The 21,033-nt window shown below is 61.7% G+C and carries 18 protein-coding genes; 7 read left to right on the top strand and 11 right to left on the bottom strand.

Annotated elements, in window-relative coordinates; genetic code table 11:
* Window positions 1-262: 262 nt before the first annotated feature.
* Together FZF13_RS13030 and FZF13_RS13025 are read left to right on the top strand one after the other, a co-directional pair.
* Window positions 263-1,471 carry a glycosyltransferase family 4 protein gene (locus FZF13_RS13030; protein ID WP_024922715.1) on the top strand — a complete coding sequence of 403 codons (1,209 nt, stop codon included), beginning with the start codon at window positions 263-265 and terminating at the stop codon, window positions 1,469-1,471.
* Between the two features lie 7 nt (window positions 1,472-1,478).
* Entirely contained in the window at window positions 1,479-2,537 is a 1,059-nt protein-coding gene (locus FZF13_RS13025) for a glycoside hydrolase family 5 protein (protein ID WP_024922716.1), read from the top strand.
* 14 nt (window positions 2,538-2,551) lie between these two features.
* On the opposite strand, the gene FZF13_RS13020 is transcribed toward FZF13_RS13025, so the two are convergent.
* Window positions 2,552-3,823, bottom strand: coding sequence for a hypothetical protein (locus FZF13_RS13020; RefSeq protein ID WP_024922717.1), 1,272 nt, complete (start codon window positions 3,821-3,823; stop codon window positions 2,552-2,554).
* Window positions 3,824-3,884: 61 nt separating this feature from the next.
* Entirely contained in the window at window positions 3,885-5,930 is a 2,046-nt protein-coding gene (locus tag FZF13_RS13015; RefSeq protein ID WP_036257102.1) for a GumC family protein, read from the bottom strand.
* A 260-nt stretch (window positions 5,931-6,190) separates the two neighbouring features.
* Here FZF13_RS13015 and FZF13_RS13010 point away from each other — a divergent pair, with 260 nt between their 5' ends.
* The 4 genes from FZF13_RS13010 (at window position 6,191) to FZF13_RS12995 (ending at window position 10,992) form a co-directional block, all read left to right on the top strand.
* A complete protein-coding gene (locus tag FZF13_RS13010; protein WP_051504813.1) occupies window positions 6,191-6,532 on the top strand; it encodes a VanZ family protein in 342 nt (113 codons plus the stop codon).
* Window positions 6,533-6,655: 123 nt separating this feature from the next.
* Entirely contained in the window at window positions 6,656-7,555 is a 900-nt protein-coding gene (locus FZF13_RS13005) for a glycosyltransferase family 2 protein (RefSeq protein WP_051512159.1), read from the top strand.
* A 102-nt stretch (window positions 7,556-7,657) separates the two neighbouring features.
* Entirely contained in the window at window positions 7,658-9,172 is a 1,515-nt protein-coding gene (locus FZF13_RS13000) for an oligosaccharide flippase family protein (protein WP_051504815.1), read from the top strand.
* On the top strand, window positions 9,169-10,992 hold the full coding sequence (locus tag FZF13_RS12995) for an alpha/beta fold hydrolase (RefSeq protein WP_036254580.1): 1,824 nt from the start codon (window positions 9,169-9,171) through the stop codon (window positions 10,990-10,992). The genes FZF13_RS13000 and FZF13_RS12995 overlap by 4 nt, the downstream gene beginning before the upstream one ends.
* Before the next feature lie 12 nt (window positions 10,993-11,004).
* On the opposite strand, the gene FZF13_RS12990 is transcribed toward FZF13_RS12995, so the two are convergent.
* The 8 genes from FZF13_RS12990 to FZF13_RS12955 all read right to left on the bottom strand — a co-directional run bounded on the left by FZF13_RS12990 (window position 11,005) and on the right by FZF13_RS12955 (window position 19,128).
* Window positions 11,005-13,461, bottom strand: a complete 2,457-nt coding sequence (locus FZF13_RS12990) for a glycoside hydrolase family 2 protein (protein ID WP_036254615.1) — start codon at window positions 13,459-13,461, stop codon at window positions 11,005-11,007.
* Window positions 13,462-13,469: 8 nt separating this feature from the next.
* Window positions 13,470-14,483 (bottom strand): DUF1839 family protein, encoded by a 1,014-nt coding sequence (locus FZF13_RS12985; protein ID WP_081766823.1) that lies wholly within the window; start codon window positions 14,481-14,483, stop codon window positions 13,470-13,472.
* The gene (locus tag FZF13_RS12980; protein WP_024922723.1) at window positions 14,447-15,355 is read right to left on the bottom strand and encodes an amino acid--[acyl-carrier-protein] ligase; all 909 of its coding nucleotides are present in this window, start codon (window positions 15,353-15,355) and stop codon (window positions 14,447-14,449) included. The genes FZF13_RS12985 and FZF13_RS12980 overlap by 37 nt, the downstream gene beginning before the upstream one ends.
* 3 nt (window positions 15,356-15,358) lie before the next feature.
* On the bottom strand, window positions 15,359-16,531 hold the full coding sequence (locus FZF13_RS12975; protein ID WP_024922724.1) for an acyl-CoA dehydrogenase family protein: 1,173 nt from the start codon (window positions 16,529-16,531) through the stop codon (window positions 15,359-15,361).
* Window positions 16,528-16,791 carry an acyl carrier protein gene (locus FZF13_RS12970; RefSeq protein WP_036254612.1) on the bottom strand — a complete coding sequence of 88 codons (264 nt, stop codon included), beginning with the start codon at window positions 16,789-16,791 and terminating at the stop codon, window positions 16,528-16,530. Before FZF13_RS12970 ends, FZF13_RS12975 begins: the two co-directional genes overlap by 4 nt.
* Before the next feature lie 122 nt (window positions 16,792-16,913).
* Window positions 16,914-17,399 carry a hypothetical protein gene (locus FZF13_RS12965; protein ID WP_024922726.1) on the bottom strand — a complete coding sequence of 162 codons (486 nt, stop codon included), beginning with the start codon at window positions 17,397-17,399 and terminating at the stop codon, window positions 16,914-16,916.
* 92 nt (window positions 17,400-17,491) lie between these two features.
* Window positions 17,492-18,274 carry a CoA-transferase subunit beta gene (locus tag FZF13_RS12960; RefSeq protein WP_024922727.1) on the bottom strand — a complete coding sequence of 261 codons (783 nt, stop codon included), beginning with the start codon at window positions 18,272-18,274 and terminating at the stop codon, window positions 17,492-17,494.
* Window positions 18,271-19,128: a CoA transferase subunit A gene (locus FZF13_RS12955; protein WP_024922728.1), complete on the bottom strand. Its 858-nt coding sequence runs from the start codon at window positions 19,126-19,128 to the stop codon at window positions 18,271-18,273. Before FZF13_RS12955 ends, FZF13_RS12960 begins: the two co-directional genes overlap by 4 nt.
* Before the next feature lie 62 nt (window positions 19,129-19,190).
* Between FZF13_RS12955 and FZF13_RS12950 the strand changes: the two genes are divergently transcribed.
* Window positions 19,191-19,979, top strand: a complete 789-nt coding sequence (locus FZF13_RS12950) for an IclR family transcriptional regulator domain-containing protein (RefSeq protein ID WP_024922729.1) — start codon at window positions 19,191-19,193, stop codon at window positions 19,977-19,979.
* A gap of 81 nt (window positions 19,980-20,060) precedes the next feature.
* On the opposite strand, the gene FZF13_RS12945 is transcribed toward FZF13_RS12950, so the two are convergent.
* The gene (locus FZF13_RS12945) at window positions 20,061-20,840 is read right to left on the bottom strand and encodes a DeoR/GlpR family DNA-binding transcription regulator (RefSeq protein WP_024922730.1); all 780 of its coding nucleotides are present in this window, start codon (window positions 20,838-20,840) and stop codon (window positions 20,061-20,063) included.
* Window positions 20,841-21,033: the final 193 nt, after the last annotated feature.

The following is a 21,033-nucleotide window of genomic DNA, read 5'->3' as shown; positions in this document are numbered from 1 at the left end:
GTGGCCAATCGTCTTCGCCGATTGCTTGTGGACAGGCAAGGCAGGCCGATGGGCGCGTGCATGTCTCCTGCCAATAGGCAGGCTCTCCGCCACTCAAATCTGCCTTCCCTGTCTTGCGATGAGACGCTGCACGTTGCGGTTGGTTTACCAAACCAAGCGTTTGATGACGTTTGGCACTTCATATCTGCCTAAATTAACGCCGCTTTAGTCTGTCGGCGACCCATGTGCTATTCGATAGGCGGCGCCTGCCGCTGCCGTTTGGATAACTGCCATGCCCGCATCGCCCGCCCCCCAATCGCCCAGCCGCGACACCAGCCCATTGGCGGTGCAGGTCGTGCGACAATATCTGCCCAACCGCGGCGGATTGGAGGAGGTCGTTGCCAATCTTTCGACACAGCTTCGCAAACACGGCTACCGCGTGCGTGTCGTCACGCTCGACCGGCGTTTCACGGCGCTCGACGAGACCTTGCCGGCCATCGAGACCATCGACGGTATCGAGGTCGTGCGCATTCCTTTTTCAGGCAGCACACGCTACCCCCTCGCACCACAGGTCTTTCGCCACATCGGCGATGCCGACATCGTGCATGTTCACGCCATCGACTTTTTCTTCGATGCTTTGGCCTGGACACGTCTCTTCCACGGCAAGCCGATGGTCGCCACGACCCATGGCGGCTTCTTTCACACTGAAAAACATGCCGGACTGAAGACGATCTGGTTCAACACCGCTACGCGTCTGTCCGCCCTAGCCTATCGCCGCCTGATCGGCTGCAGCGCCCAGGATACACGCACATTCCAGGCAATCGCCGGAAATCGCGTCATCCAGATCGACAACGGCGTCGATACCCGGAAATTCGCTGACTCCGGCTCGCGGCAAGCCGTTCGCAACATCGTCACGCTCGGCCGTTTCTCGATCAACAAACGGCTGGACAATCTGCTCGATGCCACGCGCAAGCTCGTCGATCATTCCAAGGATTGGCATCTCGACATCGTCGGTGTGCCTGGAGATTTGAGCGAAGCGGAACTGCGGCGAATGATCGCCGAACGCAGCCTCGATAGTCACGTCGATGTCCATATCGGGCTGCCGAACCAGGAGATCCGCAATGTGCTCGGCCGCTGCTCGCTGTTCGCTTCGGCTTCAGACTATGAGGGTTTTGGTCTTGTCGCTGTGGAGGCACTAAGCGCAGGTTTGATGCCCGTGTTGAATGCCAATACGGCTTACAAAGACCTCGCTTCCAGGCACGGCGAAATCAGAATTTGCGACTTTGCCGACAGCGACGCGACCGCGGCAGCGATCGAGGCTGCCTTCGATGTCATCCTTGCCGACACTCAGCGCTATCGCTTGTCCGCCATGCAAGCTGCGTCCGCCTACTCCTGGGATCAGGTCGCCGAACATTATGTCGACGTCTACCGCGAGGTGCTGGGTCGCCACGCGCCCGTGACACGCGCCGTACCGGCGCCCGAACCACGTTAGGTTACAAATGGCCAAGCAACTCCGGCTAACAAAGCGGATCCTGACGATGTTCCTCGCCACGGCAGCCCTTTTGCCCCAGACCGCATCAGCCGGGTGCCTGAGCGGTGTCAACCTGGCCGGTGCCGAGTTCGGCAACGTGCCCGGTGTTTACGGCAAGGACTATGCTTATCCGAGCGCCACGACGATCGGCTATTTCGCCAAAAAAGGTTTCAACGCCGTGCGCCTGCCGTTTCTGTGGGAGCGGCTCCAGCCCGACCTCAACAAGGCTTTCGACGAGACCGAACGGAGCCGGCTGGCCGATACCGTGGCGCAGCTCAAGGGGGCGGGAATGATCGTCATCCTCGATCCGCACAATTATGGACGATACCGGGATGTGGAAATCGGTTCCGACGCTGTCCCGGATACCGCTTTCGCCGATTTGTGGAAGCGCCTGGCAACCGAATATCGCAACGATCCGGCAATCCAGTTCGGATTGATGAACGAACCGCACGACATCGATGTCACGCAATGGCTGACGTCCGCGAACGCAGCGATCGCCGCCATTCGCCAGGCCGGCGCGAACAATCTCGTGCTGGTGCCCGGCACCAACTGGACTGGCGCGCACAGCTGGCAGAACGAAGATCCCAAACAAGCGAACGGCACCGTCATGCTGGGCGTCGTCGACCCCGCCAACAACTACGCCTTCGAGGTTCACCAATATCTCGACAGCAATTTCTCCGGCACGCACAAAACCTGCGATCGGGCAGACGATGCTTTGACGGCACTGAAGGACTTCTCTACCTGGCTGCGCAAGAACGACAAGCGCGGTTTTCTTGGTGAATTCGGGGGCGCCGCCAATCGGACCTGCATGACCGGCATCACGGCGATGACAGCCTTCGTCGATGCCAATTCCGATGTCTGGACGGGCTGGACCTATTGGGCCGGTGGCGATTGGTGGCCGGAGAGCGAGGCGCTGAATATTCAGCCGACCCCAAAAGGGGACCGGCCGCAACTAAAGGCGCTGGAGGCCGCCGGCCGTCTGCCGCCTCGAAAGGGCGCCTGCCCGGCGTTTCAAAAGAAAGGCTGACGCCTTCGGAGACCCTATCGGGCAGCGGCCAACATAGCGTGCCGCGAAGCAAGAGGCTCCGGACGGAGAGGTTTGCCGGATAGGCTGAGGCTACGATAAGAGTTGGAAGTGCCCAGCAGGAACCAGAGCAGAGCGGCGGTCTTGATCGAATAGAACGAGTCGCTGATCAGCATCAGAAGCAGCAGATAGACCATCACCATGCAGTGGAAACGCCAGGCGCGCGCCTCGGCGGCGGGCGCATAGGCGAGCACTGTCCACAGCACCACAAAACCAAAGATGCCAAAAGCGGTAAGCGAATAGGCAAGGCCGGAGTCCGCCGTGAACTGCGTGGTCTGCTCGGTGCCGAGCACGACGGCGGCCGAAAGCTGGGTCAGGATGTGGGCCGTCACCATGAACCGGCCGGTGAGGTCGTTCGCACCGCCACCGGTACCCGTGGTGATGCCATAGGCGGCCAGCACAGCAAGAAGCAGAAACGGCAGCACGCTCCAGGCCAGGCGCGGTATGAAATTGTAGAGGGGGTAGAGCAGTGTAATCAGCACGCAGGTGTAGAGGCCAAACCGGGCATCAGCGAGCGTAATGACAGTCAAGGCCATGAACATCGCAAACCAGCGCCCTTTGAACGCGCGGCCGCGATAGAGTGCCCAGGAGTAGACGATCACGGCGAAATTGCCCATCGACACCGGCTCGAGAAACACCGACGACACGCGATGCTGGCCAAGGAACGGCAGGATGGTGCGCGGTTCGGGGCGAGTGCCGGAAATAAACAAACCTTGCGTCGCACCGAACAGCTGATCAGTCGTTACGGTGCCACGCGCCAGATAATACCCGATCACATTGAAGTAAGAGATGTAGGTGTCGACCGCCAGATATTCGAACAGGCCAGCACCGATCACGATCAGCGCGCTGACCAGGACAAGCCGGTCGCCCAGTTTGGGGTCATGCAGGCGCATGCCCGCGAAATAGAAGGCGATCGGAATAAGGATGTCCCGCACCGGCTTCAGGTTGAGCTGACCGCCGCGCAGTGCAAAAATGAACATCATGTAGCTGACGAAGACACCGAGCAGCAGATACAGCGGCGCGCGGCGGGTCAAAGCCACGATGAAGACGGTGCCGACAATCATCATCTCCGACAACATCACATAGCTGTCGGTGATGTGCATGACCTTGGTGTTCACGAAGCAGAGGAAGAAATTGAACACGAGGGCGGCGATCACGGTGACGATCGCCAAAAGGCGCAACAATGCCGGCGCCGTTTCGCTCGGCAAGGCCGGTTGCGCCAGCGTCATGGCAGACGATGCAGTCCTGCCGCCAGTTGCCGCTAACGCCGCCACGCTGTAGCTCCGCCTCTCACGCGGCTTTCTTTCCGACAACAATGTTACCGATCAGTTTCTCGCGCCACGGCTCGATCTCGCTGACCAGCACCGCCAAATCATTCTTGTGGGTGGAACCGATTTCAGACTGGACGATGATGCCATCGGCATATTTCAGCAGCACCGGCAACAATTCCTGCGCTTCCGTGCCGCAAGCGTCGACGATGAAGAAGGGCGAGGTTTTGGCGGTCGATCGTTCCAGCTCGGACGCCAGTGAAAGCAGCGCTCCCGACCGCTTGGAACTGTTACCGACGCGCTCGTAGACCAGGACGTCCTTCAACGGATGCTGTTCGGCGACTTCACCGACACCACGGGCGTCGCGTTGCCGCAATCCCGTCTCCGGCCGCAACATGCCGTTGAACAGATAGACGTCCTCGCCGAGGCCATGCAGCTGATGGGCGATGCCTGTGGCGGCACGCTCGCTGATCTGCGTCGGATCGGCGGCCACCACCGCGACAACCGTCGGCAACCCGTCTTCGCGGCGAAGTCCAAGCAGACGATTGACCCTGGCTAGGCCAAGTTCAGGCACCAATTTGCCCTTGATCCGAAGCGGCGGATCGCCGGCGCGTCTCAATCGGAAGGCCTGGGCAAGACGTTGGCGCCAACCGGGCTTGCCGCTTTCCACCATGCGGTCAACGGTGGCCAGCATCGGTGCACCGGTCGCAACCATCAGCTCGCGCTCGGAGCGTACGGCACCACTGATCGCATCGCGAAGCACGGCCAGCACGCTGCCTGCGGCCAGGCCGAACAGAACTGCGGCTATGAGCACGATGCTCTTCGGAGCCTGCACCGGTGTCGATGAGGGAATGGCTGCGGAAATGACACGGGAATTGCCTTTGCCGATGTCTTGCTGGCGCCCGAGTTCTTCCGAGCGGGTGAGGAAAGACTGATAGACCGCGTTGATCGAAGCAGCCTCGCTCTCGAGTTGCGCCAGCTTAATACGTGCCTTGCCTTCCTCGCTGTTTGCGCCGGCCTGAGCGTCAAAACGCGTCTGCAGCGAATCCAGATTGGCTTTCGCGCGCTCGGCGTTGGATGCGGCCGTCTTGCGGATGCGTTGCAACTCGTTCTCGATCGTGGTGCGCATGGTCGCGACCTGCGAGCGTACCGCACGCATTTGCGGATGTTCGGAACCCAGGCTGGTGGCCAACTCCGCCTGCCGGTCGAGCAATTGCGCGTAGCGGCTGCGCAGGTCGGTCAGTGTCGCCGACTGCAGGGCCTCTGCGATAGCCCCGGTTTCGACATTGGAGATGTTGAGCTGATTGGCTTGATCAGCGATTGCCTTTTGCTGCTCGGCAACCTGGCGAGCCGCCAGAAGCTGCTGGTTCAGCCCCGCCAGTTGCTGGTCAGTGACCAATCCCTGCTGACCCGTGCTGATCAGCCCGTTCTCGGTGCGGAACTTCTCCGCCACCGCAAGGGCGTCGAGCAGCCGCCGGCGCAAGGCCTCGGTCTGCGCCTGAAGAGCGGTGCTGGTGCGCTGACCGGCATCAGTTTGCGATTGGTCGGAACTGTTTAGGTAGGCTTCCACGACGGCGTTGGCGATCTTGGCCGCCATTTCGCTGTCGCGATGCTTCATCGACACTGTCAGCACCAGTGACTCGCCAGCTTGTTCCACGGTCAGGTTTTTGATCAGCGCATCGACAACCGCGTCGGTACGATCGCCAGTCGTCGCCGGCGGCGCCCCGCCGAACAGGCGCTGCCGAAGCCCGCCGCCCGTCGCTGCAAGATAGGGATCGTCCGTTAGATTGAGGGTCTTGACCACTTCGCGCAGCACGTCGCGCGATTGCAGCACGTAGATCTGACTGCCAACCGACTGCTGCGCGCTGACCTGACCGTTGGCGGAACCGCCAGTGCCAACCACTGAGCCACGATTGAGATCGAGCAGGATTTCGGCCGTCGAACGAAAATAGGGTTTTTGCGTTGCGAGAAAGGCCATAGCCAGGAGTAGGCAGGCCAGCACGGTCAGCACGACATAGTGTGCCCGTCGCTTCAGAATCCCAGGCAGTTGAAAAATGTCTATGTCCATGGAGCGCCCGAGATGAAAGCCGTCACGCCTAGCCCCTGGCTGGCGGCACGACCTGCCCCCATTTCTGCCTCGACGCGGACTGTCGCGTGCGGATTCGCGTGTCTCGACTCTTCCAATTTATGGTTAAGAAACCCCTAAGTCGTCCACCGGAATCTTTAACGCCGCGGCAGGCGGCATGACCCTTTTCAGTATCGAGGCAGCGCATGGCAGCGACTAAAGGCGCGCTTCAAACCGACACGATCTGGTTTTAGCTAGCAGGCATGATTCTCATTTCGCGCCTTGTCTCGGTCTTTCTCCTGTCCCTGATCATTTTCGCGACCCTCTCGCCGATCGGCTTGAGGCCACATCTTGGCGACCCCAATCTGGAACGGGCGGTTGCCTATCTGCTGTTCGGTGCCGCACTCGCACTTGGCTTTCCTCACCATGCCTGGCGAACGACTTTCTTCGTCGTTGGCGTAGCGGTGCTACTCGAAGCATTGCAGCTTATCGACCCCGGTCGTCATGGTCGCTTCAAGGATATGGCGGTCAAAGCCGTGGCCGGCATCCTCGGGGTTTTGATCATCACCATAGCGACGAGGGTCTTGCGTCGTTTGCGAGCCTGAAGAGGTCAAGTTTCGACGATGAAAATGCGTCTTTTCACGGCAATTTAACGCGTCCAGCCCAAGAGTAGTTTGCAATTTCGCGGGATACGCCTGCGGACGAAACCTCATTGCCACAGGGCGCGCATGTCCCGGACCGTTCCGGAAATCCAGACCTCCATGGTTGTCGCCACGCTCGGCCGTTCGCACGAGCTTGAAGGGCTGTTCAACTCGCTGGTTGGGCAAGATCGGGACGATTTCGAGGTGATCGTCGTCGACCAGAATGATGACGACCGGCTGGCACCGGTGCTGATGGCCTTTGCCGGCAAGTTGGAGATCATCCACCTGCGCACTGACAAGCGCGGCGTTTGTCGTGCCCGCAACCTGGGCGCCGCCCGCGCACGTGGGCGCTGGTTGATATTCCCAGATGACGACTGCTGGTATCCGACCGATTTCCTGTCACGCGTCGACGCATTGAGAGCGGCACATCCCGCCGACTTCTATTGCGGTCGTCCTACCGATACGACAGGCCGGACGATCATGGGCGATTTCGCCACCGAGCCAATGCCGATCGAGCGCCCGACCATCTGGACGACGCTGATCGAATGGATGCTGGTGGTCAAGAAACCGGCATTCGACGAGGCGGGCGGCTTCGACATCGCCATCGGCCCCGGCTCCGGAACCCCTTGGGGCGCCTATGAGATCCAGGATCTGGCGCTGAAGCTGCTTGCGACCGATCGGCACGGCTGGTACGACCCGGCCTTCACCGGCCATCATCCGGAAGATCGCGGCGACCAGACCACGCCCGCCGCTGTTGCCAAGATGCGCGTCTATTCCTCCGGTCTGGGTTACGTCATGCGCAAGCACGGTTATCGCTTCGTCGATTACCTGCCGCGTTTGCTGCGCCCTTTGGCCGGCGTCGCCATCTACACGTTCGCGGGCAAACCGGGCATGGCTCGTCGTTCATGGAACATTGTTGCCGGCCGCTGGTTCGGCTGGCGCGCCGCGCCCCGTACGATGACGGCTACCCGCGCCAAAGCTTCTTAAGGTTGTTTGCAACGTGCGCGCAAAACGCGTTCCGACTAATGTATTAACGGGATCGGCGTCTGGCGCGCCGCGAGGTCGGGGGCATCTTTGAGCAGAAGCATTATGTCGAATTCGCTGATCAATGCGGCGGCAGGCATGCTGCTGTTGATCATCGGCTTTGCTTGCTCAGTCATCGTCGCGCGCCTGCTTGGTCCGGCTGCCAACGGCACCGTTGCCTTTGCGCTGTGGATCGCGGCCACCGGCTCGCTGATCGCCGAACTGGGCACCGGCGTCCTGCTCCTGCGGGTCCTGCCGCAACTCGCGGCCAAGGGTGTGACTGCGCGGGAGCGTCGCGGCTTCGCTGCTTATCTGGCTTTACCAGTCCTGCTTTCCACGACACTTCTTGCCGCGCTCTACGCCCTTTTCTGCTGGAAAGGCGGCGGTCTCGAATGGACCGACGCGACAACTGGTGTCGCTGTACTCACCACCGCGCTGTTGTTCATCCAGTCGGTCGGTTCCTTTACCAAGAATTACCTGATCGGCGAAAAGCGGCTTGGCACGTTCTTCGTTTTCACCGCGATCACCTCGGTGCTGCAACTTGGCATCGTTCTCGTCGGAGCATTGTTTGCTGGTGTAGAGGGCGCGCTGCTTGGCTATATCGCCGGCCAGTCGGTCTTCTTCCTCTACACTCTGGGCATCCTTTTCACCCGGCGTAACAAGGCAGGCCAAAGCGCGCGCGCACTCGCCGCGACCTCCCTGCTTGTGTTTTTTGAATTCGTCATCACGGCAATCTTCCTGACGAGGCCGGAGCTCGTCTTCCTCCAGCATTTCCGCACGACGCAGGATGTCGGCTTCTACGCGGTCGCGCTGTCGCTGGCGAACCTTGCGCTGCAACTCCCGGTCCAGCTCACCGGCAGCCTGATCCCCTTCTATGCGGAGCGCCATGAGGCCGATGACGGCGCCGGCGGCACCGACCTCTTTGCCAGCGTGGTGCGCTCTTTCTCCTACATCACCTTTCCATTGTGCTTCGGCCTTGCTGCCGTCGCGATACCGCTTGTCGTTTCCGTCTACGGCACCGCCTTCGAGCCGGCAGGTCTCGTGGTCGCAATCCTGGCGATCGGCTCGCCCGCCTACGTCTTCATCCAGCTCACCACCCAATATCTCTACTCGAAAGACCAGATTAAGGGCCGCCTCGCCATCAGCGGCATCGGCGCGATCCTGATGGTGGCAGGCTGCCTCGTCGCCGTGCCGCTGTGGGGTATCATCGGCGCGTCGACAGTTCGCGGGGTGGTCTTTCTGGCCATGGCCGCGCTCCTGCTCTCTCGCGTAAGGCTGCAGAGCGGCGCCGGCGAATTGATCATGGTCGTGCTCAAGGTCGCATTGGCCGCGATAGTCTGTGGTGTCGCGGCACTCCTGGTCACCCAGGCACTGCACGGCGTTACGGGTATTGCTACCGGCGTTATCGTAGGTGCCATGGCCTACGCGCTGACACTGCGGCTGCTTGCTGCGGTTCCAGGCCAGGATGCGACCGTCATCGACCGGCTTCTTTCACGCCTGCCCGCTGGCATCGGACGAATCGCGAGACTGTTCTTTTCCTTCATCGCCCCTCTCCCTGCCGCGCCGCAGGTGCCGAAATGACGGCGCATTCCACGCCTCTGGAACAACACCAGACAACGGCGCGACAGTCGGCGACAAAACAGCTCTCCGCCGCATTGCCGGTCACCTTCGCCGATACAGTCGGTCTTTATTCTGCCGCCGCGCCAGGATCGGCGCCTCACGACAGTGCGGTCCTCTTCCTCAGCCCTTGGGGTTTCGAGGAGATGTGTACGCGCAAGCTCTGGCGCGATCTCGCCGAGCGCCTGGCAGCGGCTGGTGTTGCCAGCCTGCGCTTCGACTATCCGGGCACCGGAGACGCGCTGGATCGCACGGAATTCGCGGACGGCCTTGCCATCTGGGAGAGAGCGGCACTCGTGGCTGCTGAAGAACTGCGCCGGCTTTCCGGGACCTCCCGGCTTATCCTGATCGGCCATGGCCTCGGCGCAACGCTTGCCGCCCTCGTCGCGCCGCAGCTGAAAGCCCTTGATGGTGTCGCCTTGATGGCGCCGGTCGTCAATGGGCGCATGTATCTGCGGGAGCTCGCCGCCTGGTCGAAGATGGTGGACGAAGGCCTCGGCCTGCGGGATGACCAGCGCATCACCGATCATGTCGCCATAGCCGGCCTAGTCATGCCCGACGAGGTTGCCGCCCATGTCAAAAAGCTGAACATCGAAGCCATCCCCCATCTGCCTGCCCGGCGAATTTTGATGGTGGAGCGGCCGGCACGCGACAAGGATATCGCGCTGTCGGCGCACCTGACGGCACTCGGCGCCGAGGTAACCCGTCAGCCTTATCTGGGCTATGACGATCTTGTCTCGAACCCGACCATCGCCACGCAGCCGCTCACGGTCGCTGGCCAGGTGGTCGACTGGGTGGCCGATGTGGCGGTGCCTCTTGCCCACAAGAGCAGACAAGTCGCCGTTTCGACGCCCGAGCCGCTCGAAGGGCCTGACTTTGTCGAAACGCCGTTGCGTTTTGGCGCGGATGAACGTTTGTTCGGCATACTCTGTCAACCGCGCGGCGAACGGCGCGGCGCAACTGTCGTCTATCTTGGCACCGCCTATGATCGGCAGGCCGGCTGGGCACGCACGGTCACTGAAACCGCGCGCTACCTTGCATCCAACGGCGTCGCGTCACTGCGTTTCGACGCGGCCAATGTCGGCGACAGTCCGCCCGTCATAGGTGCGCCCGAACAAGTGCTCTTTTCCGATCATCAAATCGACGATGTCCGCGCCGCCTTCGACCTGCTGGATGGCATGGCGCTCGGCCTGGCGGTGCTTGCCGGCCGTTGCAGCGGCGCATATCTCGCCTTCCGCAGCGCTGCCGCCGACGAGCGTTGCAAGGCGGCTGTCGTCATCAACCCCTTCACTTTCGTCTGGGACAAGGACGAGGTGGTGGATGATGCGCTGCGCTACAATGCCCGTTCGCTCGAGGACTATAGCCGGCGCATGGTCAGCATGGACACGTTGCGCCGCCTGCGGGCCGGCCGCATCAATGTCCGCCACGCTACAGCCAATATCGCCAAGCAGCTCGCCCGCCGCGTTGCGGGTTCGATGCCGACGACATTCGCATCGCTGTCCAAATACGCTCGTCTCAAGGAGGCAACATATTCGGCGTTTCGGCGTCTCAGCCAAAGACACATGCCGCTTACGCTGATCTACAGCTCCACGGACATAGGTCTCGACCGGTTCCGCTTCTATCTCGGCAGGAAAGGCGAAGGCCTTAAGCGTTATGGCAATGTCTCGGTCGAGATCATTCCCGACGCCGACCACAACATCACGCCAGCGGCAGCCAGGATGATTGTGCGCAAGCACATTCTGGCGGCGGCTCTCAAAGCGAACGAGATACCGCCTACCTTGTAGGTGGAATGCCCGTTAGAACCGCACGGTCGATTTGGCGTTCAACGCGCTGACCTCGCCGGAGGGCTTGGTCGCGCCGGCAAGCGGAACAAGCCGCACCGCCTTGGCTTCTCCCGGCGCCAGATGGAACCAGTTATCGGACGGCCGGAAGCCGGATACGTCGACATGGACCGACTGCGCAAAACGGTCGGTGGATAGCACCAGGGACCAATGTCCCTCCTCTTCTGAAAGCACCGCCGTCAAGATTGCCTCGTGCATGGCAGCGGCGCGACCGAGCGGAAAATGAAACGCCTCGGCAATCAGGCTCTGATCGTCAGCGTCCCGCAGCCTAGCCACGGTGACATTGTGTGCCGGTGGCCCGAAGCGGAAAGCATAGGCGGTGTCGAAGAAGGCACCGAACAGGTCTGTCGCGGGCAATGTAACGCCCTGGCGGGCCCGAACGCCGAGTGTTCTCGCCCCGCGCACCACCGGCTGCGCCCCGTCACGCAGGCAGGCAATCTCGACATTGATCTGACGATCCTTGCCGCCGTCATTGACGACATGCACGTCGACGCCGTTCGTACCCTCGTCGCTCAACACGAGCTGGAGCGGCCGGAAGGCACGCTGCAATGCAAACCAGGCTGGCTTCGGCAGGCCGGTCGCATCGACAACGCCCCAGCCTGCCCCCGGCAACAGATCCTGGAATGTCCAGACCAGCGCCCCGTTGCAAGTCGAACCCGGCCGCCGCCACTCGGCGAAGGTCGCCTCCATCACCTCACCCGTCACTGCCCGCGACAGATCGAGGTAGCGGGCAGTATCCTCGCGTCGCAGCCGCGTCGGATCGACACCGTAGAGCAGGGCCAGATAATGCTCGCGGATATCCTCGAAATCCCATGACGCGTCACGGTCGCGCGGCACGGGCGCCTTCCAGCGCGGATCGTGCACCGCAGGCACCGGCAGGTGCACGTCGAGCGTCTGCTGTTCCGGCACATTGGCGAAGGCCAAGCATTCGGCGGCAAAACGCACACCAGCGCGTCGCGCATCTTCCAGCGGCCGACAATAGGCGCCAACGCCATAATAATGGGTGATGCCTTCATTGGGCGAAAACGGCATGGCCCCGCCACTCGGACTGTTCGGCACATAGGGCACGTCGGGCCTGATCTCAGCGGCGATGGCGGGCAGCAATTCGTCGACAAGCGGCCCGGACCATGCACTCGGCGGCAATCCGAGCATCGCAGCCTGCTGCGCCATTTCGCTGCCGCCGCACAACACCGCCAGCGACGGCGAGGCCGAAATGCCGCGCAGGAACTGTTCCGCTTCCTTTCGCACCAGCGCCGCGAACTCCGCGTCACCCACCGGATAGTCGAAGTTGGCGAACATGAAGTCCTGCCAGACCATGATGCCGAGCTCGTCGCACAATGCGAAGAACTCCAGCGTCTCATAGACCATGGTGCCGCCGACGCGGATCATGTTCATATCGGCATCGGCAGCGAGTTGAAGCAGCGGTGCATAACGATCGCGCTCGCCGGGAAGATCGACGATATCGGCGCTGGTCCAGGCTGCCCCTCGGCAGAAAACCCGCACGCCGTTGACGATCAGCGCGAAGTCTCGCCCGTCGGAACCGCGATCGACGGCAATACGCCTGAAGCCGGTGCGGCCGAGCGATCGGCGCTGGCCGCCACTCTGGATCTCGACATCGTGCAGCGCTGGCATGCCATGCGTGCGCGGCCACCATGCGGCAACGTTCGGGATCGAAAGACTGCCTTCGAAGTGTCCATTCTTGCCTGCAAGTTCGACCGCGCGGCCGGCACATGAAAGGCGAACCGGCTCGACAAGCCCTGGTGCGGTGAAACGAACCGCGAGCTGGCCGGTGCCGTCGTCGTCCAGTGTTGTGGCGATATGAACATCGCGCGGCGTGGCACCATCCTTCCGCGTCAGCCTGACGGGGCGATAGGGTCCTGCAGCATGGATTTCCGGACACCAACCGGGCATGTAGCCAAGCAGGGTCGTGCGGACCAGGCGCAGGCCTGGTGGCGTAATCATCTGCGGTCGCCAGCGCGCACGCGGACCGCGTTTGTCGAGATGCGGGGCCAGCGCCCGAAAGCAGAGGGCGAGACTGTCCTTGCCTGTCAATGCGACAGCTAATTCGTGTTCAATGAACATCGAATTGGAGGTCAGCACCGCATCGCCGTTCCAATACACCTCGGCAATCGTTGCGAGACCATCGAAATGCAGTATCGCAGTGCCCGGTTGTTCCCCGGTGAGGTAAAGAAAATACCAAGCGTCGGATATGTTGAGCGGTCTTGGCGCAGTCCGGTCGAATTGACCCGCTCTTTCCAACGCACCGGCGACGGTGCCGGGTACCGGCGCCTTGTACGTCTGAATAGCCGCGATATCCGCCGGCGGCTCACTCCAGGCACCGGCCGCTGTCAGCGTCATGCGCCAGCTTTGATCGAGAATGCGGCCGCTCGCGGCCGGAGTGCGCGCGCTCACCGCCTCGCTCAATCCAGTCGCCCGGCCAGGTCGCGCATCAGGGCGTCCCACGCCTCAGCGGCAGGATCGAGCGCGGTAGCCAGCGGTTCGAACTTGCGTCGCGCCACGGCGCGCGCCACCTGGAACTGCGTTGCCTTGGCGACCTCGGAGATGCGCCGGGCATGGCCAGCGGCTTCGACCAACGAACCGTCCGGACGCAGCCAATCGAGGTGGCTGGCGGCCAGTTCGAAATTAGCGCCGAGCTGACGCAGCGTGTTGAACGCATATTTGTGGAAGAAGTCGAACGGCCGCTCCGCCACCTTCTCGACCTGGCTGGGGAACAGCTTTGCGAAGGCCGCAACCGGATTGTCGGTCGGCCGCCGCGCGAAATGCTGCTTGGCCAGCCGCTCTGCCTCGGAACGCAGATGGCCCGGCGTAGGCTGTTGCGCCGGGAATTTGACGAACTCGGTATAGGGCAGGAACGGCAATTCCTCGGGCCCGTCCTTCATGTGGAACAACCCGTCGAAATCATCGCCCTCGAGCCGGAAGAAACCGGCATTGTGGAAATAGTCGATGCTACGACCGGCAACGTCGAGCCGATTGATCGCGACCGTCGTCTTGCCATGTTCGCCATGATAGCCGACGCCATGCGTGTCGGGCATGTAGAAGCTGTCCATCTCGACCAGGCAAAGCCGGCCGCGCCGCAATTGTTCGGCGACATGTGTCTCGACCCGGTCGTAGATCGCGAGTTCCGTGCTGCGAATGCCGTAAAGTGCCTCGAGGTCTTCCAATGGCACCTTGAAGAAGGTGAACTGGTCGCCTTCGAAATCCTGCATGAGCGTGAAACCCAGCATCGCCTCCGGTTCGCTGCCGAAGGCATGTAGCGTTTCGATCCACAGATCGACATAACAGTTGGTTTCCGGCCACATGCGCTCCGGCTGATGCAGCGCATGCGGCTTGTAAGTATCGGGGCCGAGCCCGCTAAAGATCGTCGGCAGCGCCAAGGTCAGAACCCGAGCGTCTTGCGAACCGGGTTCGGCCATTTATCGATGTCCAGCCCGTGATGGTGGAGCAGTGCCAGCGCAATGCGCTCCAGCCCGAAACCGACACAGGCGGAGTGGGCGACTTCGCCGCCCGCCGTGCTGATCTCCCAGCCCTTGCCGAAATGATCCTGATGATAGTTGAAGCTCATGCAGGCCGTCGGTTTGGTCGTCGACGTGATCGGGATCAACAGCTCGAACTTGAGGTTCTGGTCGCGTTGATTGTTCTTCATCATGCGTCCGGCACGGCCGAAGAACGGATCGTTGGCGACGTCGATCTCGACAGGCAGGCCGACAGAGGCCATCAGCGCCTTGCCACGCTCCATCCAGTCGTTGCGAAAGGCCATCACCTGGTCGGGCGTACCCATGCGCACATATTCGCGCATACGAAACAGCTGCATGCGGGCCGGATCGTTGGAAGGTTCGTGCCGGAAGCAGTAGGACTGCAGATCGAACAGCCCGCCGCCCTCGGGCAGCGCTCCGCGCTTGGCCACCGTTGGATAAAGCGGATAACAGGCCGCAGGCGTCAGCACGATATCGGTGCCCGCCTGGCCCTTTGTCCAGTCGTCACCGGCCTCCATGCACTGAAGCAGGTTCATGTGGTCGAGTTCGTTGCCGCAGAACGAATGCACCGTGCCAGCAAGCTGCGGGAAACTTTTCATGTAACCGCTGCCCTCGAAATGCGCGCGGTTCATGCCAGGCGGGAAGCGGATCGGCTCAGCTCCGTCGCCACTGCCGATCGTGTCGATCAGCGCCTCGAAACGGGTGATGATATTCTCGAAACGACCGCTACGGCCATAAAGGCCCTCGACGCCGGTTTCGATGAGCAGGCCGGTCTCGAACAGTCTGTCGAGAAGCGAGGTTTGCTGATCCATGACCTACCCCATCAGGCTGGTGTCCTGCTTGTGGACAAGCAGGAGGTTCGACGTGTTGCCGAGAATACGGTCGTTGGAGATCATCAATTGCGCCGAATGCGCGTCGCGCAGATGGCGGCCGAGGCTGTAGGGCGTACCGTTCTTGTAGCCAAGAATGCCGCACACCAGCATGGCGTGGTTGATGATGGTCAGGATGGTCTCCGAGGAGCCGATCTTCACATTGTTCATCGCCACCGCGAAACCGATGGAAGACAGGCGATCGTGGTCGGCCTTCGCGGCCTCGAATTCGCGCAGGCCCGCAATGATGTTGGACTTCAGAAGCTGCAGCAGGCTGGACGCTTCGGCCAGACGCAACGCGCCGGGCGGAGGCGCGCCGGGGCTCTTGCGGGCCGCTGCACGCACGAAGCTTTGGGCACGGGCCATGGCGTTGACCGCGATGCCGTACCAGACGGCGCTCCACAAAAGATGCGAGGTCGCCAGCATCGACTGCGCCGCGATCTCCGCGAAGGGCTTCGGCAATATCTGCATCGCCGGCGCATCGCCCTTGAACAGATAACCGTCCGAGCAGGTACCGCGCATGCCGAGCGTATCCCAAACCTGGGTGCGTTCCAGCGTGTACTGGTCCTTTGCGAACACCGTCATCACCTGGTCGGTGGAAGCAGCCTCCGCATTGGCGCGCGAGGTGATCAGGATGGCGTCGGCATATTCGCCGTACGAGATGACGGTAGCATCTTTCTGCAGATGGCAGTCGGCGCCGTTCACCTCGATGGCGCAGATGCTGTTGCGCAGATTGCCGCCGATGCCGCCTTCCGTGGTGGCCGAGGCAAGCAACAGCTGGTCGTCGACGACGCGGCGCATGAATGCCAGGTGCCAGTCGCTCTCTGAGCCATGCGACACCAGGCTCGAAAGCTTGATGTGGTGCATGGCAAAGACCATCGCCGCCGAGGCGCAGGACTGGCCGATGAGCGAGCAGATTTCGGCGACGTCCGAGACCGTCGCGTCCTCGCCGCCGAGACCGCCTGAGATCTGGATGGACAACAGCCGCTCAAGCCGCATGGCATCGACCGCCTCGCGCGGAAACCGGCTCTTGGCGTCGACATCGTCGGCGTGGACGGCAGCAATCGCCGCGACACGGGCGGCGCGTTCACTAAGGGTGGTGCCAGCCGGCGCGTTCATTCTCCCGCCGGAGCCCCGTTGAGAATTCCTTCCACCGCCGCGGCAATCGCCTCGACGCTCTGGAAAGTCTTGCGGTTGAGCAGCGAGTCTGGAAACTCGAGATCAAAAGCCTCTTCAAGCGCAAGCATGATCTGAACTGAGGCGAAAGAGGACAAGCCCGCAGCATAGAGATCCGACTGGTCGCCCAGCGTCTCCACACCGCCTGGCAAACCGCCACGCGCCGCCAGAATTTCACGAATTTTAGATTTTACATCGCCCACGATACTCACCCGCCGGATAGAAAATAAGAACCAGCCCTGTGCCTGCTGTATATTAGCTGCAATAAAATCGCATGAACGGAGATGGATAATAGCCAGTAAACTGGACCTGTCGTGACCAGCGGTCAAACTGTGAAGGACCAGAACAGGCAGGCCAGTGTCGCGACCGCGAAGATAACCAGGAACAGGCTGCGCAGGAGCACATTGCGCCGCAGTTCGTTCATCACCAAGTGGCAGCCGACCACCGCCGCAACGAACAGGAAACGCCAGTTCCACAGAGCCCACAACGCGCTGCTCTGACCGAAGGCCCAGCGAGCCGCTAGAGAGCCGACGATGCTGGCAAACAGCACCACCACCGCCCACACGACGATGTCGGCGGCGTTGAGCAGCACCAGGCTGGCGGCACGCAGCGGCAGCACCATCATCATCATCGCCGAAAAAAAGTAGAGCGCGGCAAGCGGCAGGAAGGTCGAGGCATTGGCAATGTCGTCCAGCCGCTTCACGCCAACGGCCCCGAATGGATAGCCGTGCTGCGCGACAGCGAAACTCAACGCCATCAGCACAGCGGAAAAAACGGCGACCAGCGCGAATGACGTGACGATCTTGCTCATGGTTCTCACCCCTACGAATCGAACGAGAACGATTTTAGCTCGATGTCGTAAACCGCCGGTAAGCCGCGAGCACGAACGCAGGCCCCGGCATGTCAGATCGCGCCGGCGGCGCCTTTGTGTGCGGCCTCGGTACGAGCCTTGAGGTCCCGCAGCGTCTTCAATTCCAGCGCGGTCGGTTCCGGCGTCACTTGAATGTCGTCGGCAAATTTCACCGTCCAGCCGCAGGTCTCTTGAACCTGCGCACGCCTAACACCTGGATGCAACGACACGACGGTGAATTCCTTCGTATCGGGATCCGGCCGCCAGATGGCGAGATCGGTGATCAGCAGCGTCGGCCCTTTCGTGCCGATGCCAAGACGCTGCCGATGGTCGCCGCCTTCGCCATGACCGAACGATGTGTAGAAATCGATCTTGTCGACCATTCCGCGCTTCGACTGCGTCATGGTGATGTAGACCTCGCGCGACGAGGTTGCGATCTCCGGCGCGCCGCCGCCGCCGGGCAGTCGTGTCTTCGGGTGGTCGTAATTGCCGATGACCGTTGTGTTGATATTGCCGAACCGGTCGATCTGGGCCGCCCCCAGAAAACCGATGCTGATGCGCCCGCCCTGCAGCCAGTGGCGAAACATTTCGGGCACCGAGACGGTGGTGATCGCCGTCTCGCACAATTCGCCGTCGCCGATGGAGAGCGGCAGCACGTCCGGTGCCGTGCCGATCGTGCCGCTCTCATAGATCAGGGTAATGTCCGGCGCATGCGTCAGCCGCGCCACATTGCAGGCTGCCGAAGGCGCGCCGATGCCGACGAAGCAGACATCGTCGTTCTTCAAGGCGCGCGATGCGGCAATCGTCATCATCTCATTCGGCGAGAACGCGCTCATGCGGCCTTCCTCAAATGCTCGACCCTGGCTGCAAAGTCGCCGGCATCCGCCTCGGTGACATTCTTTTGCATCCAGTCGCGGAACCGCTCGCGGTCGGCCGCAATCTCATCCCATTCCAGATAGGCGGCATTGTCGCGGGCGTAGTAGCCATGCGCATAGGACGGATGCGATCCGCCCGGAACTACCGCGATCGCCGTCACCGTCCAAGCTGGCAACACCGTCAGGTTCGGGTGCAGGTCGTCGAAATCCTCGACCACTTCCTCGACGGTCACGACAGCCCGGCTTGCGGCAAGAACAGCTTCCTTCTGTATGCCGATGATCCCTTCCACCAGCACATCGCCCCGCCGATTGGCCTTCTGGGCGTGGATGAAGGTGACATCGGGCCTGAGCGCCGGCACCGCTGCCAGGACCTCGCCAGTGAAAGGGCAGGTCACTTCCCTGATGTTGGGATTGACCGCGGCCAGCCCAGCACCGCGATAGCCGCGAAACACGGCACAGGGCAGACCCGCCGCGCCCGCCTCATAGGCGTTGGCCATCGCGGCATGGCTGTGCTCCTCGATCTCTAGTCGGTGCGGATATTCGTTCTCGACCGCGTCACGCAGACGGCGCAACAGACCGACGCCGGGATTGCCCGCATAAGAGAAGACGATCTTGCGCGCCATGCCCATGCCGATCATCTGGTCGTAGATCAGGTCGGGCGTCATGCGCACCAGTGTCAGGTCTTTGAAACCCTGGCGGATTGCCTCATGCGCGGCGGCGGTCGGGATGAGATGGGTGAACCCCTCGAACGCGACGGTGTCGCCATCATGAAGGTTCTCGGCCACCGCCTGTTTGAGAGGCAGGAATTTCGCCATTAGCGCCTCATTTCAAAAAAGTTCGCATTGCGAACATATGTTTCCTATGCGATACAAGCTAGATGGACGATAGCGACGAGTCAACGGAAGCTGACCGGCGTGACCATGTCGGCTCGCTGGCGCGCGGTCTTCAGGTGATGGAAGCGCTCGCCCGCCATCCAACGGGCGCTACGCTCACCGAAATGGCTACGGAGATTGGCCTGACGCGCGCCGCGGCGCGCCGCTTGCTTCTGACGCTGGTGTCGACCGGCTACGCCACCCAGGATGGCCGGCGCTTCATGCTGTCGTCAAAGCTCATCTCGGTGGCACGCGGTTGGATCGGAGGGGCTTCCTTGTGGAGTTTTGCCGAGCCGTTCATGCGGGATGTCTCAACCGTCCTGGGCGAATCCTGCTCGGCAGCCGTGCTGTCCGGCGACGATGTCGTCTATGTCGCCCGCGTACCCGGCCGCCGTATCCTGAGCGTCGCCCTTCACGTCGGCACCAGGCTACCGGCCTATTGCACGTCGATGGGCCGCGTCCTGCTCTCGGGCCTGACGGACGATGAACTCCGCGCATTTCTGGCCGAAACCGCCCTCGTGCAGCGGACACCGAAAACGGTGACATCGGCGGAAAGGCTAGCCGCGCTTGTCGCCAAGGCCCGGGAAGAAGGCCATGCAATCGTCGACGAGGAACTGGAACTTGGCCTCAGGTCAATCGCCGTACCCATCCGCAACCGCAATGGCGCGATCGAGGCCGCGATCAATGTTTCCACGCAGGCCGCGCGCTTCTCCATACGCGACTTGCGAGACGAAATCCTCCCGCACCTGACCGGCGCAGCGAAACGTATCGAAGACTATTTCGTGGTGGAGTAAGGCCCGCCTCGGGATCGTCTGTCGTCGCGTGTTTTTTCAAAACCGCCGCAGCCGCCCCCGCGTCATCATCGCCTCAGCGTCTTAGACGCTTTCGCGCGCGAATGACGAATTCGCGATGATGATGGACACCCCTGCATCCTCCAGCATCCTCGCATCCGCGTCGCTCAGCCCATCGTCGGTGACGACGGCACTAACGCGCTGAAGCGGCAGCACGGCATGGCGCGGCCGGATCGAGAACTTGCGGCTGTCGGCAAGCAGGATCACCTGGTCCGCACGGCGACTGAAATTCTCGACCACGACCCTCAACAGGGGGTGCGATTCGAGCAGCCCTTCCGCGCCGACGCCTTGCGCACCAAGGAAGAATTTCGATGCATAGAAATTGGGGGCGCCCGCCGAAACATCGTGAATGATCGAAGGCTCGCGATAGAGCTCGCCACCGGCAATCGCCAGATGACAGGAGCCATGCTCGCCGAGATAGGCCGCAAGCGGCATGGAGTTCGTGTAGATGCGAACATTGCGATTGGCGAGCCGAGAGCCAAACTCAAAGCAGGTCGAGCCGGCGTTGATGATGAGCGAATCGCCATCCCGCACCAAAGTTTCGGCCTGCGCGGCTATGGCACGCTTCGCTTCAACAGCGAGATCGCGATTTTCGTCATAAGGACGGGCGGCGAGGCCGGCACCTTCAACGGAGGCGATACCGCCATGCACCTTCCGGACCTTGCCCATTTCATGCAAACGGTCGATATCGCGACGGATGGTTGCCGCCGAAACGTTCAGACGCTCCTGCAAATCGCGAACGGAAGCGAACGGCACCCGGCCCAGCATCTCGGCGATGGCGACATGGCGATCCGAATCACGCATGATTGCACTGCTCCATTTTGATCAAATTACGTCATGATTCTTGGTGCAACAAGCCGAATTGACACACTTCGCACCGCTTGTTGACGAAATAACTTCAAGCTCGTACCTTCCTCGCATTGACGCTCCGACGAATGACGGCGACCACTTGCTGGCAGATTCGCGTGGAACTTATCAGGAGGTGCGGAGATGAAAT

The sequence above is a fragment of the Mesorhizobium terrae genome (genome assembly GCF_008727715.1).
In the GTDB taxonomy this organism is placed as follows: Bacteria; Pseudomonadota; Alphaproteobacteria; order Rhizobiales; family Rhizobiaceae; genus Mesorhizobium; species Mesorhizobium terrae.
The sequence above is the reverse complement of the archived record's forward strand: the minus strand, read 5'-3'. Positions and strand labels throughout refer to the sequence as shown.